This is a genomic window from Enterococcus sp. 22-H-5-01, from assembly GCF_050310005.1.
GTDB lineage: Bacteria > Bacillota > Bacilli > Lactobacillales > Enterococcaceae > Enterococcus_A > Enterococcus_A hailinensis.
Genome location: NZ_CP189993.1, coordinates 922,318 through 939,269 on the forward strand (window position 1 = coordinate 922,318; position 16,952 = coordinate 939,269).

Sequence of the window (16,952 nt, forward strand, 5' to 3'; positions counted from 1 at the left end):
AACCATATATTAGTGAAAATTACGAGTAGTTGCAAATAAAATCTGTAATTTTCTGAAAATTATTTAGCGCCTTCTAATAAAGCTAAGAATGAATCTGCTTTCAAGCTAGCTCCACCAACTAAAGCTCCATCAACGTTTTCTTTAGCCATGTATTCAGTGATGTTTTCTGGTTTAACAGAACCACCGTATTGGATACGAACAGCTTCAGAAACTTCTTTACCATAGATACCTTCAACTGTTGAACGAACAACGCCACAGATTTCGTCAGCGATTTGTGCGTCAGCAGATTTACCAGTACCAATAGCCCAGATTGGTTCATAAGCAATAACCATGCTTGAAACTTGTTCAGCAGAAAGATCAGCTAAACCAGCTTTGATTTGTCCTTCGATCCATTCAGCTGTTTTACCAGCTTCGTATGTTTCTAAAGATTCACCACAGCAAAGGATTGGTAACATGCCATTTGCAAAGATAGCTTTGGCTTTTTTGTTGATTTCTTCATCAGTTTCGTGGAAGTATTCACGACGTTCTGAATGGCCGATGATCACATAGTCCACACCAAGATCAGCTAAAGCTGCAGGTGAAGTTTCACCAGTGAATGCTCCAGCATTTTCCCAGTAGCAGTTTTGAGCAGAAATTTTTAATTCTGTGCCTTTAGCTGCTTCTACTAATTCTTGTAAGAATAAAGCTGGTGATCCAATAACTGAATCCACTTTATCGTTTGCAGGAATGTTGTTTTTTACTGCTTCTGCAAAATCTTTTGCTTCTGAAGCAGTTAAGTTCATTTTCCAGTTACCAGCAATAATAGGTTTACGCATTTAAAAAAACTCCTTTTTTGGTAGTAAGGTTTTTATTTGTCGTTGATTGCTGCAAGACCAGGTAATTCTTTACCTTCTAATAATTCAAGACTTGCACCGCCACCAGTTGAAATGTGAGTGAATTTATCAGCAAAGCCAAGTTGTTCAGCTGCAGCTGCAGAATCCCCACCACCGATGATAGTAGTTGCGCCTTCTAAGTTTGCGATTGCTTCACAAACACCAATTGTTCCACGAGCGAAATTACTCATTTCGAACACACCCATAGGTCCGTTCCATACAACTGTTTTAGCACCTTTTAATGTTTCAGAGAATAAAGCGATTGATTCTGGTCCAATGTCAAGACCCATTTGTCCTGCTGGAACATCACCAGTATGTTCTTCAGTTGGAACATCGTTTGAGAATTCAGCCGCTGTGATTGAGTCAACTGGTAAAACTAATTTGTCGCCAGCTGCTTCGATCAATTCTTTTGCTAATTCGATTTTATCAGCTTCTACTAATGAGTTACCGATTTCCATACCTTTAGCTTTGTAGAATGTATAAGTCATTCCGCCACCGATCAAGATTTTGTCAGCTTTAGGAATCAAGTTTTTGATTACGCCGATTTTGTCAGAAACTTTAGCGCCACCTAGGATTGCAACCATAGGGCGTTTAGGTTCTTCAACAGCTTCGCCGATGAATTTGATTTCTTTTTCCATTAAGAATCCAGCTACAGTTGGGATTCCAGTAGAAGCGATACCTACGTTTGAAGCATGAGCACGGTGAGCAGTACCGAATGCATCATTAACGAACACGTCGCCTAATGAAGCCCAGTATTTACCAAGTTCAGCGTCATTGCCGCTTTCTTTTTTGCCGTCGATGTCTTCGAAACGAGTGTTTTCAAATACAACTACGTCGCCGTCTTTCATGTCTGCGATCGCTGCTTCTAATTCAGAGCCACGAGTTTCAGGTACAAATGTAACATTTTTACCTAATAATTCGCTTAAGCGAACAGCTACAGGTTTTAATGATTTGCCTGCTTTATCTTCTTCTTTTTTTACACGACCAAGGTGAGAGAACAGAATAGCTTTTCCGCCTTGTTCTAAAATGTAGTTGATTGTTGGTAACGCCGCTTTAATACGAGTGTCATCAGTAATCACGCCATCTTTAACAGGAACGTTGAAGTCCACACGAACTAAAACTTTCTTGTCTTTCAAGTCAAGATCTTTAACTGTCATTTTTGCCATGAAAGAAAACCTCCAAGTATGATTTTTAAATCTTTTTTTATTATACAACTCTTTCTATTAAAAGAGCCAATGATAGACTTACGAAAAAAACGGAGAAGCGCGTTGCTTCCCCGCCTATTTCAGACACTATCGTTCTATTTTAAAATAAATCTTAAAGTTTAGCGAAGTATTCTAAAGTACGAACTAATTGTGAAGTGTAAGACATTTCGTTGTCGTACCAAGCAACAGTTTTAACTAATTGTTGGTCGCCGACTGTCATAACTTTAGTTTGAGTTTCGTCGAATAATGAACCATAGTTCATACCTACGATATCAGAAGAAACGATTTCGTCAGTGTTGTAACCGAATGATTCGTTAGATGCAGCTTTCATAGCAGCATTTACTTCGTCAACAGTAACTTTTTTGTTAAGAACAGTAACTAATTCAGTTAATGAACCAGTTGCAACAGGAACACGTTGAGCAGCTCCGTCTAATTTACCGTTTAATTCAGGGATAACTAGACCGATTGCTTTAGCAGCACCAGTTGAGTTAGGTGTAATGTTTGCTGCAGCAGCACGTGCACGACGGAAGTCGCCTTTAGGGTGAGGTCCATCAAGAGTCATTTGGTCACCAGTGTAAGCGTGGATAGTTGTCATTAATCCTTCAACAACACCAAATTCGTCATTTAAAGTTTTAGCCATAGGAGCTAAACAGTTAGTAGTACATGAAGCACCAGAGATAACTGTTTCGTCACCAGTTAAAGTTTCGTGGTTAGTGTTATAAACGATTGTTGGAACATCGTTACCACCAGGAGCTGAGATAACAACACGTTTAGCGCCAGCTGTTAAATGTTTTTCAGCAGCAGCTTTTGAAGTGAAGAATCCAGTACATTCTAAAACGATATCTACTCCTAGGTCTCCCCAAGGTAATTCTTCAGGGTTGCGGTTAGCAAGAACTTTTACTTCTTTGCCGTTCACGTTGAATGAACCTTCGTGAACTTCAACAGTTCCGTTAAAGCGGCCTTGAGTTGTATCATATTTTAACAAGTGAGCCAACATTTTAGCGTCTGTTAAGTCGTTGATAGCTACAACTTCCAATCCTTCTACATCTTGGATACGGCGGAATGCTAAGCGTCCGATACGTCCAAATCCGTTAATTCCAACTTTTACTGTCATTTAAGATTTCCTCCTCATGGAATCAAAAAAATATTTATTTTAAAGGGGTATTCCCTTTTAAAATCTCATTTGCGGCAGCTTCATCTGTGATGAGCCACGTTTGTTTTGGAGCATTTTTCATATACGCGGTGATGGCTTTAACTTTACTTCTGCCACCTGCCACGGCTAGAATCATCGGCATCTTTTGGATATCTTCTAAAGACAATCCAATTCGTGGTACTTTATGAACGATTGCTCCATTTTCGTCAAAAAAGTAACCAAATGATTCAGCGACAGCATTCTTTTGTTTCAAACGAATAATCTCATCTTCTGACATTTTTCGTCTTGCTGCCATGTGCAAAGCACGACCAATGCTGTGAACAACACAGTTGGCTTCTTTAATCATTGCTAGAACACTTTTAATTGAAGGTTCTTTAAGCAATGTGTGATACGCTTCTTCACTTAATTGTTCAGGCACATATAAAGCGCGATGCTCACCGTGAGCATTTGCAGCCATCAATGCACTAACAGAATTGGCTTGGATCGCAACAGCTTCTCCGATACCGCCTCTTGCTGGAACAAAAAGATTATGGCGTTTCGTTGTTTCTAATGGACTGACGTGTCTGGCGACTTCTGCCATCGTTGTACCGCCCATTACTGCGATAATGTTTCGGCCATCTGGTAATTCTCGCCGTAAAGCTTCTTCGACTAAGACTCCAAATTCACTGATCACTTTCTCTTGTTCGTCGCTGTTACCAGAAACGATCAAACAACGATCAATTCCAAAAAGTGACGCTAATTGTTTCTCTAACTGATCCATGCCAGTAAATTGCTCTAACACGACTTCAAGCCGCTGCAATAAATCTTTGCCTTTTTCAGTAAGTAACATACCACTCTTTGTTGCATCAATCAAATGTTGTTCTCTGAGAAAGTCTGTTTCGCTTCGCAAGACTCGCTCAGTTAGACCTAAGGAATCCGCTAAGTTTCTTCGACCGATTGGCTGCATCCAAAAAATATTCTGCATAATACGAAATCTTTTTTTTACAACCTCTAACACATCAGGGGCGATTGCTTCAAGTACTCTTAATTCACTTAACAAAGGAATTCCTCCGTTGGACTTAAGTAGTCCCTCATAGACTTTTAGCGACCCATGAACTTTAAAAAAATTGCAAGAAGCCCAAAACATTCATTTGAATTTTCGAATTTCTTACATGACAAAGTGTACCAGTTTTATTCATTTCTTGCAAGGAAAAAGCCAAGAAATATTCTTGGCCTAATCAAAACGTTTTCTTTTCGATGAATTAGGTATTTTCAAGGCATCACGATATTTAGCAACCGTCCTTCTTGAAATTTTTTGTTCTCTTTCTGCGAGCATTTCGACGATTTTTTGATCTGATAATGGTTTGCGTTTATCTTCGTCTTCAACAAAATCAGCAATCATTTTTTTTACTTCATCAGCTGAAGTATCCTCATCATTAACTTTATTGACAAAAAAACGACGTAATTCAAATATACCAAAATCCGTCTCAATATATTTTCCATTCACAGCTCTGCTGATCGTTGATTCATGCACAGACAATTGCTTTGCGATATCTTTCAACATCAATGGTTTTAACGCACCTTGTTTTGTTTCAAAAAAATGGGCTTGTTGTTGGACAATGATTTTACCTACTTCTAAAATTGTATCTTTACGTTGACCCATCGTCTTATTCAACCATTCAAACTGTTGCAATTTTTCTTTTAAGTAGATTTTTGTTTCTTCATCCGCTTGCGCTTTTAGCCGATTGAAATAGTTCTCTTGAAAGTTTAAACGGATCTGTCCACGTTTATTGGATAAAACCACCAATTCATCTGCTCTACGGACCAAGGTTAAATCAGGAATGATAAAGTTTGAATCTTGACTACCAAAGCCAGCACCTGGAAAAGGATTCAAATTTTGGATATAATCCATGATTTGTTGGATTTGCGCTAACGACAATTGATATTTTTTGGCAATGATCTCAAACTTTCGCTTAGCAATTTCGTCAAAAGATTCTTCTAAAATAAGATAAGCCAAATTAGGAGCATAGTCATCTTGCTCAGTTTGGAGCATTAAACATTCCTGTAAATTTCTGGCCCCTACCCCTGGCGGATCTAGCTGCTGTAAAAGGGTCAATCCGTCTAAAAATTGGATATCCGTTGCGTTGATCTCTGTTTTAAAATTTTCTTCGTCTACTTTTAGATACCCGTTTATGTCGATATTTTCTACCAATGCCAACATGATTTCGCGGATGAACGTATCTCGATAATTCAAATTTATTTGGTGAATCAAATGTTCAAAGAGAGAGACAGGGTGATCGGCGATTTGGATAAACGATTCTTTTTTAATGCCGCCACTATGCATTTGCATCAAATCACTCTGCATTTTCGGAGCAACGATCTCAAATAATGGATTCTCTAACGAAATAGTTTCAACATAGTCTTGTAGTTCTTCTGTATTGAATTGAAGAATTTGAATAGCTTGTTGCAACTCTTGAGTCATCGCCAGTTTCTGTGTCTGCTGCTGCTTTTGCGAGTATCCTTGCTGAAACTTCATATACTTTCCCCTTGTTTTTTTTTATTTATATGCTAAACTAATATTCGTGCTTGCGCCCTTAGTGTAGTGGATATCACGTAAGATTCCGGTTCTTGAGACGGGGGTTCGATTCCCTCAGGGCGCATATTTTAAACCATCTCTCGATTGAGAGATGGTTTTTTTTGTTGATTAACGAACCACGCTGCATTGCTCATGGAATCTATTATACTTTTTTAGCTACTACTTAGCAATTCTATCAGAAACTATTCAACCTCCAAAATATTTATTCCTTATCAAAAAATGTGCGCAAAAAATCGTTGCGCACATTTTTTTCGTCTTTAATTTTCAAGTAATGATTGGATCTTCGCGGCTAAAGCCTGACCTTGTTTGTAGCCTGCTTGGGCAATCTCAGCACAATTAGATGCATCATAGATATTAGCACCAATTTCCGAATGACTTTTTTCATCAGGAATGATCAATTCAACGGTTGCCTGTTGACGCAGTTGTTCAACTTCTTCAGCAGGGCTGGGAATTGCACCATATTTTTGAGGTAATGGCGCCAGAACTAATACGATATCTATCCCCTTCATATGATAAGCGTTGGTTGATGAAACCATTCCCCCGTCGATCCAATCAGCAGCTAAGAAGTGCATATGAGGCCAAACCCCAGGAACAGCACCGCTAGCCGCAACTGCCTCAACCAATGAAATGCCGCTATGATGATCAAAAAAATGAATTTCTCCTGTAGCAGCATTGATCATACTGATTTCTAAATTCGTTGCCCACTCAGTTGTGACCAATCTATTTCGGACCATTGTTAGCCGGTCTTCTAAACTAGTTAATGCGGGATATTTTTTTATAATCTGGCCAAACGATCGCCCCACTGTTTGACGATCATTTCCACCTAAACGAAAAGCTTGAATCCATAGATTTGCTACTTCAGGTCTCACTTTTGCAAACTCATTAAAAGCTGCAGGATCTTTAAATTTCTCCATATATACATGCATATCAAAGCCGTTCGCTAATGCCGCTCCTACAAAAGAACCGGCGGAAGTACCGAGGATCTTATCCGCCGTTTCAAGTTCAATACCTTGACTGATTAATCCATTGATAATCCCTATTTCCCAAGCAATCCCGGTAATTCCGCCACCGCCTAAAACGATTCCTAAAGTTTTTTTCATTTTTTCTTGCTCCTTTTCTTTTTAATTTCACATAGTATAAACTATGAACTATAGTTCAAGGCAAATCAAAGGAGACATTTATGAAAATCAGTGACTTAGCTAAGGAAACCAAATTACCCATATCGACTATTCGGTTCTATGAACGCAAAGGTCTCCTTGCAACCAACTATTTTACACGCGATAAAAATGGCTACCGAAATTATGACACTTCCGCCGTTTCACAGTTAAAATTTATTGTCCTTTTATTAGCCAATGGTTTTTCAATCGCAGAGTTGCTGCAAATCAATGAAAAATTCGGAGATTCTCGTACTCTAGAAGAAAATATTCAATTATTAGAAGACAAATTGGGCGAAATCAAGGTAAAGCAAAAAGAATTAGCCGAAACAGAAAGAATCTTAAACCACATGCTCTCAAATAAAAAACAACAGTTAACTAAATAAAAACAAGGCAACAAATAGTTAGTTCTATCTGCTGCCTTGTTTTTATTTTTTATAAAGTTTCGCTTTACTGTTTGGGTAAGTGGGAAATTGATTCATCGGAATCGTCCAGTCTTGTTCCGGGACAGAAAATTTATATTTATTCACTAACTGATCTGAAAAAACACGTAATGCATGTAACGTGATCCATTCACCCGCGCAACGATGCATTGCTTCGAACTTCCCTCCGCCTTGTGCAATCATTTCGTATTCTTCATCATAGGAAATATGTTTTTCTTTCCCTACATATCGTGAGATACGAAAGACTTCCGGTGTTTCGATCGACCGCTCATCATGATTGGTCCCATAGAGATCCAATACCACCCAACTATCTTCAGGGATCAAGTAGCCGTCGATCGTGACATCCCTTTTAGCAAATGCTGGGACCATAGGAAAAAACGGGTAATAACGACGCATTTCTTGAATAAACGAATCTTGTAATTCATCAAATTCTGTGTGTAATCGTTGATAAATATCCGGACGGCTAAATAAGGCATGTCCCATCAAGGCAATCCAGACAGTCAAAGCGACAGTTGGGCGAATAATATTCAATAATTCGACTGCAGCAACATCGATCGGTAATAGATTTCCCTGTGTGTCCTTTGCATTTGCGAATGCGTACAAAGCTACATTTTCTTTGCCTGCAACTGGATTGATTCTTGCCTCCTCAATCAATGACTGTGCCCATTTTTCGGATTTTTTACGATTTTCGATCCCTTTGATATGAGTTGTCGGATTCGTCACTGCCGAACTGATCATCGAAATTTGGTATTCTGCCAATTGGTTGATTTCTCGTTCATTCATCTTCGTCAAATCAATCCCCGACCATTCACAAATCGAACGAAATAAAACATCTTTTGCTATATCGAACAACTCAAGTTCACCTTGCAGATGTTCCATTTTTTCGGTAAGCGTCCGATCAACAATTCGATGATAGTCTTCCATTCTTTTCGGAGTCATTAGATCCATAAATACTTTTTTTCGTTGATTATGTTCCTCATCATCTAATGTTTGGACGCCCTCTTCACCAAAAAGAGTTTTTAATACCAACTTTGGCATTGCCCCTTTGCGTTTAAAATTGGCAGGATCATAAAATGCACGAGCGGCCTCTTTCCCGTAGACTGCAATGACTTCTTTATTTAATAAGCGAGCTTTTACTACAGGTGCATCAGCTTCTTTACGCAATTCAGATAAAAGCAGATACCCTTCATCCAAACGTTGGCTGACATCTGTTAATTTGATTTTGATTTCAGGTACTTTTTCCATAATGATCACCTTTCATTCATTTCGTCTACTTTAATAGTATCGTTTTTCAAATAAAAGAACAAAAGACAACCCTTACAAAATATTCGATCTATAAAAAAAGAATAGATCAAATGATCTACTCTTTTTCGTCTTCTTCATCGTCGTCAAATTCATCATCGTCGTCGATCACACTTAAGTCATCTTCGATTCCGCCAGGAACAACTTCTTCGTCATCCTCATTTGAATCAGCGCCAATTTCGTGAAGATCTGTATTGTATGCTGCGATTTCATCATCGTCATCATCATCATCGTCGTCGATATCATCGTCATCGTCGTCCGCTAATAGATCAGCATCCTCTGGATCGTCATCGTTATAGTCGATGGCGTCGTCGTCACCGTTGATGAAGGCATTGACTTTTTTACGTTTTTTACGACGTGGTTTGTCTTCTTCTTCATCTTCTAAGCCATGGTTTACTTCTTCATCAATTGAGTCGATCGCGTACCATGAACGTAATCCCCAGCGATTATCGCCTAGAGAAATAAAACTTCCATCAATATTCAAATCGGTATAAAACTGTGCTAATGCATCACGAATCTCACTGTCTGATTTGCCAAGATAGTTTTGGATTTGATTGACTAAATCAGAAAAATCCATTACATCTGCGCGTTCTTCCAGAATTGCGTGTGCCACTTCAATCATTGATAATTCATCCTTGTTTAAACCATCAAAAATACTAAGTTTCAAGTATGACACGTCCTTTCAAAGTCTACTCCTTATCATACAAAATCAAAAGCTAAAAAGCAAACCTTTATTCTACTTAAGTCGTAAATTCTAAAACTAACTGATAATCACCGATTTTTTCTTCTTTCATGTATAGGGCATAATCGATGTTGATCACCCCTGAAAATGGTCGATCCTTCAACGTCACATGAAGATTTTGTGCATAAGTAGAAATGATAAACATACCATACGGCGTTTTATAGTTAGTCTCCATTTTTTCACGGTACGCAAAACGCATCCGCATTCTAGACTCACCTGCACGAATCAATTGAACTTGCGAATCGGGCGTGACCTTAACTGTCACCGGTGCTTCTTGACCATCAGGTTGAACTTCTTTGTAACGAATGTACAAGGTATCTCCCATTTGAACTACTTGACCAGGAAGATCGAACACGAAATTTTCAGTTTCATTATTTTGCGTGACTTTCGTTTGTACTTTAATTTTTGCCGGAATTCCATCTTTAATATTCACAGAGCTTCCACTCCTTCCAGTCTTTATTTTTCATACTTTTCCTTCTTTTGTCAACTACTTCTGCTTTTTGAGCGACTTAGTTATCTCATTGATCTTTTTTTGTTTATAATAGAAAGGAATTAGAAAGTGAGAGGGTGCTTGAATGAACACAGCTTTATTATTTGATCAGAAAATGATCGACGAACAGGACTTATACAATCCTTTTGCTCTAACGGATGTTTTAACCGAATATAGCGGTGATCATGATCAGCCTATTATTCATTTTTGGCAATTACCAGCTACCCTGATTTTAGGGATGAAAGATAGCCGCGTCACTTATTTTGCCGAGGCCTTAAAGACCGTCCATCAGAAAAATTATCATTTATTATTAAGAAATGCCGGTGGTCTAGGTGTTATCAATGATCCCGGTATTTTAAACGTCTCATTGATTTTACCAAAAAAAGGTATCACTGAGCTATCGATCGATGATGGCTATCAAGCGCTAGTAGACTGGTTGAAAAAAACTAGTTTTGGTCAATTCAACCTTACAGTCGGTGAAATAGCTGATTCGTATTGTCCAGGTAAATTCGATCTTTCGATCAATGGCAAAAAAATTGCCGGGATCGCTCAACGACGAGTCAAAGAAGGCGTCGCAATCATGATGTATCTTAGTGTGAACGGCAATCAAAAAACGCGCGGAGAAGTTGTTCGTGCCTTTTATCAAAGCGGATTAAAAGAAAAATTTGGTCAAGATTATCCACCCGTCCGCCCTGACAGCATGACCACACTGGCTGAGATCGCTCCTTTTCCAGTAACTGTCGAATCCGTAAAAAAAGAATTGTTGCGAGTCATGCCTTATCAAGAAACAACAAACTCATTATCAACATTTTATCAATTAGAAGAATACCAACGCCGCGTACAAAACATGAAACAACGCAATTTGGTTATTCAGGAGGTGCTCCATGAGTTATAAATATCAAATGCTGCCATTGGAAAAGGTCTTTCGTGATCCGGTCCATAATTATATCCATGTCCAACATCAAGTGATTTTAGATTTGATCAATTCAAAAGAAGTCCAGCGTTTACGACGCGTGAAACAACTAGGGACAACTTCATATACTTTTCACGGAGCTGAACACAGCCGGTTTTCCCACTCACTCGGTGTGTATGAGATCACTCGTAGAATTTGTGATATTTTCAAACGAAATTATCCGCAAGAAAAATTAGGCAAAGATGGTTGGGACGACTCCCATCGGTTAGTAGCATTGTGTGCTGCCTTACTACATGATATCGGTCACGGTCCTTACTCACATACCTTTGAACATATTTTTCATACGGATCACGAGGCTTTAACAGTTGCGATCATTACCTCACCCGAAACCGAAGTCTTTCAGATTTTAAACAATGTTGAAGAAGGCTTTCCGGAAAAAGTAGCGAGTGTCATTACTAAGACTTATCCAAATCCTCAAGTCGTTCAAATGATTTCCAGCCAGATCGATGCCGATCGCATGGATTATTTATTACGAGATGCATATTTCACTGGGACTGAATACGGAACATTTGATTTAACTCGCATCTTACGGGTCATTCGTCCTTATGAAGGTGGGATCGCATTTGCGATGAATGGCATGCATGCCGTTGAAGATTATATCGTCAGCCGTTATCAAATGTATGTCCAAGTTTATTTCCATCCTGTCTCTCGGAGTATGGAAGTCTTATTGGCGCATCTTTTGGATCGCGCACATGAATTGTATCAAGAAGATGCGGAATTCTTCTCACTTCATTCACAACTATTGATTCCTTTTTTGAAGGAAGACTTCTCATTAGAAGATTATTTAAAATTAGACGATGGCGTTTTGAATACTTACTTTTCTCAATGGATCGATGAGCAAGATTTGATTTTAAGCGATTTAGCTTCACGGTTCTTGAATCGTAAACCTTTGAAATCTATTCTTGTTGATTCCAGCGAGAATCCTTTATTGATCAAAATGAAATCATTAGTTGAAAAAGCTGGATTCAATCCTCACTATTACACAGCGATCAATTCAAGTTATGACCTGCCTTATGACCTTTATCATCCTGAAAAAGGAAGCCATCGAACTCAGATCGAATTGATGCAAAAAGATGGTACGTTGATTGAACTCTCCAGAGCGAGTCAATTAGTTGCCGCTTTGACTGGGCAGGGACAAGGTGATGTTCGTTTTTATTACCCAAAAGAAATGACCCAGCAAAATAATTTGAATTCCGATCTCTTTGAAGACTATTATCAAACTTTTGCCAAACATATCCGCAACGGCGAATTAATTGAATAAAATAAAAAAACCTTTCTAAATTATTTAGAAAGGTTTTTAGCTGCCCATTCTTTGACGGCCCATTTATGACTACCACGTTTCAATAATTCAATCGCTTTTTCTGGTGATACCCAACTGCTTTGGTTGCCCTCTTCTAACGGTTCCGAAACTTTGGTCCAACTTTTAGTCCCGTAAAAATAGCCTGGATTATAAAAATAAGTATCCCGATGACGTGAATAAAAATATTCGTCCGCTTGTCCTAAGTATTCAGCTAATACTACTTCAAAACCTAATTCTTCAAGCATCTCTCGCTCGATGGCTTCCTCTTTCGTTTCTTCGCCCTCGATTTCTCCTCCAGGTAAAAAATACGCACCATTTGGAGCTTGCACTAATGCAATTTGCTGCTCATCATTTATTAAAATTGCATAAGCGGCATAACGTGCCTGATAATTTTTTCCAGTTTCTTTTACGCCAAATACTTGGGTCATTGGTAACCTCCTGCAAATTATATTTATGTGTTAGTTTACATTAAAAAAAACTCATAAACAACCGTTGAGCATAAAAGCTTAGAAATAATTGTTTTATGATATGATAACTATAGTACATTTAGGAAGGATGATTCAAAAATGAAAATGGCTCACACATGTGTCCGAGTAAAAGATTTAGAAGCTTCAGTAAAATTTTATCAAGAGGCTTTTGATTTTGAAGAATCACGTCGCCGTGATTTCCCAGATTCAAAATTCACCTTGGTTTATTTAACCTTACCTGGTGATGACTATGAATTGGAACTTACTTACAACTACGATCATGCAGCTTACGATTTAGGTGATGGCTATGGCCACATTGCGATCAAAGCAGAAAATCTTGAAACCCTTCATGAACAACATAAATCAAAAGGCTTCACAGTGACCGATTTAAAAGGATTACCAGGAACAGATCCTTCATATTACTTTATTACCGATCCAGATGGTTACAAAATTGAAGTGATCCGCTAAAAAAAACATGGGTGCTACTAAAAAGTAGTTCCCATGTTTTTTACTTTGATCATTCGAGTTACTTCTGCCCGCTCATTTTCTTCCAACTTCATTTTTATAAAATAAATTGTTTCTTCCAACTGAGGAATCGTCAGATATTCTAAAGCATTGACTCGCCGACGCGTTTTTTCGATTTCTTTAGCCATTAGTTGACATGTTTTTTCGATTTCCGTTAGTTCTAATAATTTGGGCAGAACTTCAGTAAATTTCAAAATACTCTGATCTAATTCATCATTAGAATTTAGAAAACCATATTCCAGCGGACCATCGGCTAAACTTCGGTCATGACTAAAATTCATGACAGGAACTGTTACGCTCATGATATCTTGTTCGATCACATCTAGTGTTACTTTTTTCTTAGGAACAGCAAGTAATTCCTCGAGATATTTATCATTCAATAAAGCATCTGCCATTGAAAAATTTTGCATCGCTTGCTGCAAAGCTTCTTCGACCTGCGTCCGCAACTGATCATTTTTTTTGATCAATCGAATAAAACGACGCATCAATTCATCTTGTTTATCTTTTAGAAGTTTATGACCACGACTGGCAGTCGTTAATTGTTTTTTCAGCCGTGTAAGTTCCATTCTAGTTGGATTAACATTTAATTTTACCATAGTCTTAAACACCTTCTGACAAATATTCATCCAACATTTCGTCCTTGATCCGCTTTAATTCCGTGCGTGGTAGCATCGCTAATAATTCCCAACCAAGATCCAGTGTTTCTTCTATCGAACGATTTTCATAAAATCCTTGATTAACATATTCTTCTTCAAAGCGTTCAGCAAATTTAGCATAGATTTTATCCGTATCAGACAAAGCAGATTCTCCTAATACAACTGCTAATTCTTTTGCTTGTTTTCCTTGAGCATACGCAGCGAACAGCTGATTCATCGTCGGTGCATGATCTTTTCTGGTTTTTCCTTCACCAGTACCTTTATCCTTTAAGCGAGAAAGTGATGGCAAGACATCAATCGGTGGTTGAATCTCATTTTTATCTAGTTCTCGAGATAAAATAATCTGACCTTCTGTAATATAACCAGTCAAATCAGGAATTGGATGGGTTTTATCATCTTCAGGCATGGTCAAAATCGGAATCTGTGTAACTGATCCTTTCAATCCCCGAATACGTCCTGCCCGCTCATATAAAGTGGCCAAATTAGTATATAAATAACCCGGATAACCTCGACGCCCAGGAACTTCTCGACGTGCAGCTGAAATTTCTCGTAAAGCTTCACAATAATTCGTCATATCCGTCATAATAACTAAAACGTGCATTCCTTTTTCGTACGCCAAATATTCAGCAGCTGTCAGAGCCATCCGCGGTGTAGCGATTCGTTCGATCGCCGGATCATTCGCTAAATTCATAAAGACTACGGAACGATCGATCGCACCTGTTTGACGAAAATCTTCCATGAAGAATTCTGCCTCTTCAAAAGTAATTCCAATTCCGGCAAATACAACTGCAAAATCATCTTCTTTATTCAACACAGTAGCTTGTCGTGCTATTTGAGCAGCCAATTCTTTATGAGGCAGTCCAAAACCAGAGAAGACGGGTAATTTTTGACCACGAACCAAAGTATTCAAATGATCGATTGCAGAAATACCTGTTTGAATGAATTCGTCCGGATAATCTCGTGAAACCGGGTTGATAACTTCTCCATTAATATCGACATTTTTTTCAGCTAAAATCTCTGGACCCCCATCTTTTGGGCGGCCTAAACCATCAAATACCCGTCCGACCATATCTTCAGAAACAGCTAACTCCAAAGGATGTCCTAAAAAACGGGCAGTCGATTCTTTCAAATTGATTCCACTAGTTCCTTCAAAAATTTGGACTAAAGCTTTATCTTCGTGGATTTCTAATACTTGTCCACGGCGTAATTCTCCATTATTCAAGCGAATCTCAAGTAATTCCTCGTATTTGATACCTTCTACTCGGTCAATTGCCATCAAAGGTCCGACTACTTCATTGATTGTTTTATATTCTTTAATCATTGGTCATTCCTCCTTGAGCAACGATTGCTTGGATCTCAGTCAGAATATCTAGATTGATTTGATCCAATTTTTCTAATTCTGTTTCTGGAATATATTTACTCCGAGCGATGCGATCACGTAAAATAACGGTGCCTTCCATCAGTTCTTTTAGATAAGTCCCTAGCGCCAATGCTTGCTGACACTCTCGATTGAATGTTAAGATATTGGCGATCATTTTGAATTGCTTTTCACGTGAAGTAAACGTATCGACATCATCGAATGCATTTTGTTGTAAGTAATCTTCACGCAAAGATTTAGCGACTTCCAAAGTTAATCGATCTTTTTCTGATAAAGAATCAATTCCGACTAAACGGACAATTTCATTCAATTCCGATTCTTTTTGCAATATTTTTATACCTTCACCCACCATTTGTGACCAGTTTACTTGCAAATCATTATCCAAATACTTTCCGACCTCAGAAGAATACAATGAATAGCTTTGCAGCCAATCAATTGATGGAAAATGACGTTGTTGCGCTAGTGTAGCACTTAGTCCCCAAAAAACTTTCACCACCCGTAGCGTATTTTGCGTCACTGGTTCAGAAGTGTCTCCACCAGATGGTGATATGGCACTGATTGCTGTAATTGATCCTTCACGTCTATCGTGTCCTAAAGCAATTACTCGACCGGAACGTTCATAATATTCAGCCAAACGACTACCTAAATAAGCGGGATACCCTTCATCACCTGGCATTTCTTCCAAACGTCCGCTCATTTCCCGTAAAGCTTCAGCCCAACGTGAAGTAGAATCTGCCATGATCGCGATATTATATCCCATATCTCGAAAATATTCGGCAATCGTGATCCCCGTGTAAATTGATGCCTCTCGAGCTGCCACTGGCATATTAGATGTATTGGCGATCAAGATTGTTCGCTCCATCAAAGACTCTCCCGTTTTTGGATCGATCAATTCAGGAAATTCATTTAATACATCAGTCATTTCATTTCCACGTTCTCCACAGCCAACATAAACAACTAAATCAACATCTGCCCATTTCGCAATCTGATGTTGGACAACAGTTTTCCCAGCGCCAAATGGACCAGGAACCGCTGCGGATCCACCTTTTATAACTGGAAAAAAAGTGTCAATGACTCGTTGTCCAGTAATCATAGGGGATTCAGGATTTAATTTTTCAGCTACCGGTCGCCCTTTTCGAACAGGCCACTTTTGCAGCATCGAAAATTCTTGTGCTCCAGAATCAGTTTCGATAATATAAATAATTTCATCAATCGTAAATTCTCCAGAAGTAATTTTTTTAAGTCTTCCTTTAATGCCATTTGGCACCATGATTTTATGTGTAATAATCTTAGTCTCTTGAACAGTTCCTACCACATCACCTGCCGATACAGAAATTCCTTCTGCTACAGTTGCTTCAAAATACCATTTTTTTTCATGATCCAAGGCGGGAATCTGAACTCCTCGACTTAAAAAATTACTTTTTGTTTGTTCTTTAAAACTATCTAAGGGCCGCTGGATTCCATCAAACATTTGAGAAATGATTCCTGGTGCCAATTCAACCGAAAGAGATTCACCTGCTGTTTTAACTGGTTCTCCCGGCCCAATCCCAGCAGTTTCTTCATACACCTGAATTGAAGCAATATCGCCGCGCATTTCAATTATCTCACCGATGACGCCAAGATCCCCTACATAACAAATATCTTGAATAGCTGCATGGTCCATCTTTTCTGCCAACACTAATGGGCCAGAAACTTTTGTTATTCTACCTTCTTGCAA

Annotated in this window: 17 protein-coding genes and 1 tRNA gene; 5 read left to right on the top strand and 13 right to left on the bottom strand. The window is 38.6% G+C overall.

Going from position 1 to position 16,952, the window contains the following annotated elements; all coding sequences use genetic code 11:
• Positions 1 to 59: 59 nt before the first annotated feature.
• The 5 genes from tpiA to rpoN all read right to left on the bottom strand — a co-directional run bounded on the left by tpiA (position 60) and on the right by rpoN (position 5,745).
• Positions 60 to 815, bottom strand: a complete 756-nt coding sequence (gene tpiA / locus ACQKTA_RS04675; RefSeq protein WP_332580243.1) for a triose-phosphate isomerase — start codon at positions 813 to 815, stop codon at positions 60 to 62.
• Between the two features lie 32 nt (positions 816 to 847).
• On the bottom strand, positions 848 to 2,038 hold the full coding sequence (locus tag ACQKTA_RS04680; protein ID WP_427814370.1) for a phosphoglycerate kinase: 1,191 nt from the start codon (positions 2,036 to 2,038) through the stop codon (positions 848 to 850).
• 151 nt (positions 2,039 to 2,189) lie between these two features.
• The gene (gene gap, locus ACQKTA_RS04685) at positions 2,190 to 3,191 is read right to left on the bottom strand and encodes a type I glyceraldehyde-3-phosphate dehydrogenase (protein ID WP_332580244.1); all 1,002 of its coding nucleotides are present in this window, start codon (positions 3,189 to 3,191) and stop codon (positions 2,190 to 2,192) included.
• A gap of 34 nt (positions 3,192 to 3,225) precedes the next feature.
• Positions 3,226 to 4,269, bottom strand: coding sequence for a sugar-binding transcriptional regulator (locus ACQKTA_RS04690; RefSeq protein WP_332580245.1), 1,044 nt, complete (start codon positions 4,267 to 4,269; stop codon positions 3,226 to 3,228).
• A 174-nt stretch (positions 4,270 to 4,443) separates the two neighbouring features.
• A complete protein-coding gene (gene rpoN / locus ACQKTA_RS04695) occupies positions 4,444 to 5,745 on the bottom strand; it encodes an RNA polymerase factor sigma-54 (RefSeq protein ID WP_427814371.1) in 1,302 nt (433 codons plus the stop codon).
• Between the two features lie 52 nt (positions 5,746 to 5,797).
• Here rpoN and ACQKTA_RS04700 point away from each other — a divergent pair.
• A tRNA-Arg gene (locus ACQKTA_RS04700) sits at positions 5,798 to 5,869 on the top strand.
• Positions 5,870 to 6,062: 193 nt separating this feature from the next.
• On the opposite strand, the gene ACQKTA_RS04705 is transcribed toward ACQKTA_RS04700, so the two are convergent.
• Positions 6,063 to 6,905 (bottom strand): patatin-like phospholipase family protein, encoded by an 843-nt coding sequence (locus ACQKTA_RS04705; RefSeq protein ID WP_427814372.1) that lies wholly within the window; start codon positions 6,903 to 6,905, stop codon positions 6,063 to 6,065.
• An 80-nt stretch (positions 6,906 to 6,985) separates the two neighbouring features.
• Between ACQKTA_RS04705 and ACQKTA_RS04710 the strand changes: the two genes are divergently transcribed.
• Positions 6,986 to 7,345 (top strand): MerR family transcriptional regulator, encoded by a 360-nt coding sequence (locus tag ACQKTA_RS04710; RefSeq protein WP_427814373.1) that lies wholly within the window; start codon positions 6,986 to 6,988, stop codon positions 7,343 to 7,345.
• A gap of 42 nt (positions 7,346 to 7,387) precedes the next feature.
• Here the strand turns inward: ACQKTA_RS04710 and ACQKTA_RS04715 are convergent, their stop codons facing one another.
• The 3 genes from ACQKTA_RS04715 to ACQKTA_RS04725 form a co-directional block, all read right to left on the bottom strand.
• On the bottom strand, positions 7,388 to 8,647 hold the full coding sequence (locus ACQKTA_RS04715; RefSeq protein WP_427814374.1) for a cytochrome P450: 1,260 nt from the start codon (positions 8,645 to 8,647) through the stop codon (positions 7,388 to 7,390).
• Positions 8,648 to 8,762: 115 nt separating this feature from the next.
• Positions 8,763 to 9,326: a DNA-directed RNA polymerase subunit delta gene (rpoE, locus tag ACQKTA_RS04720; RefSeq protein ID WP_427814507.1), complete on the bottom strand. Its 564-nt coding sequence runs from the start codon at positions 9,324 to 9,326 to the stop codon at positions 8,763 to 8,765.
• Positions 9,327 to 9,444: 118 nt separating this feature from the next.
• Positions 9,445 to 9,879, bottom strand: coding sequence for a DUF1934 domain-containing protein (locus ACQKTA_RS04725; RefSeq protein WP_332580251.1), 435 nt, complete (start codon positions 9,877 to 9,879; stop codon positions 9,445 to 9,447).
• Between the two features lie 142 nt (positions 9,880 to 10,021).
• On the opposite strand from ACQKTA_RS04725, the gene ACQKTA_RS04730 reads away from it, so the two are divergent.
• Together ACQKTA_RS04730 and ACQKTA_RS04735 are read left to right on the top strand one after the other, a co-directional pair.
• Positions 10,022 to 10,831 carry a lipoate--protein ligase family protein gene (locus ACQKTA_RS04730; RefSeq protein WP_407855656.1) on the top strand — a complete coding sequence of 270 codons (810 nt, stop codon included), beginning with the start codon at positions 10,022 to 10,024 and terminating at the stop codon, positions 10,829 to 10,831.
• Positions 10,821 to 12,170: an HD domain-containing protein gene (locus ACQKTA_RS04735; protein WP_427814375.1), complete on the top strand. Its 1,350-nt coding sequence runs from the start codon at positions 10,821 to 10,823 to the stop codon at positions 12,168 to 12,170. Before ACQKTA_RS04730 ends, ACQKTA_RS04735 begins: the two co-directional genes overlap by 11 nt.
• Before the next feature lie 20 nt (positions 12,171 to 12,190).
• On the opposite strand, the gene ACQKTA_RS04740 is transcribed toward ACQKTA_RS04735, so the two are convergent.
• The gene (locus tag ACQKTA_RS04740; RefSeq protein WP_427814376.1) at positions 12,191 to 12,637 is read right to left on the bottom strand and encodes an NUDIX hydrolase; all 447 of its coding nucleotides are present in this window, start codon (positions 12,635 to 12,637) and stop codon (positions 12,191 to 12,193) included.
• A gap of 138 nt (positions 12,638 to 12,775) precedes the next feature.
• Between ACQKTA_RS04740 and gloA the strand changes: the two genes are divergently transcribed.
• Positions 12,776 to 13,144, top strand: coding sequence for a lactoylglutathione lyase (gloA, locus tag ACQKTA_RS04745; protein ID WP_427814377.1), 369 nt, complete (start codon positions 12,776 to 12,778; stop codon positions 13,142 to 13,144).
• A gap of 17 nt (positions 13,145 to 13,161) precedes the next feature.
• On the opposite strand, the gene ACQKTA_RS04750 is transcribed toward gloA, so the two are convergent.
• The 3 genes from ACQKTA_RS04750 to ACQKTA_RS04760 are packed head-to-tail and all read right to left on the bottom strand — an operon-like array spanning position 13,162 to position 16,952.
• Complete coding sequence (locus ACQKTA_RS04750) at positions 13,162 to 13,797, bottom strand: V-type ATP synthase subunit D (protein WP_427814378.1); 636 nt, start codon at positions 13,795 to 13,797, stop codon at positions 13,162 to 13,164.
• A gap of 4 nt (positions 13,798 to 13,801) precedes the next feature.
• Positions 13,802 to 15,178 (bottom strand): V-type ATP synthase subunit B, encoded by a 1,377-nt coding sequence (locus ACQKTA_RS04755; protein WP_427814379.1) that lies wholly within the window; start codon positions 15,176 to 15,178, stop codon positions 13,802 to 13,804.
• A complete protein-coding gene (locus ACQKTA_RS04760) occupies positions 15,171 to 16,952 on the bottom strand; it encodes a V-type ATP synthase subunit A (RefSeq protein WP_427814380.1) in 1,782 nt (593 codons plus the stop codon). Before ACQKTA_RS04760 ends, ACQKTA_RS04755 begins: the two co-directional genes overlap by 8 nt.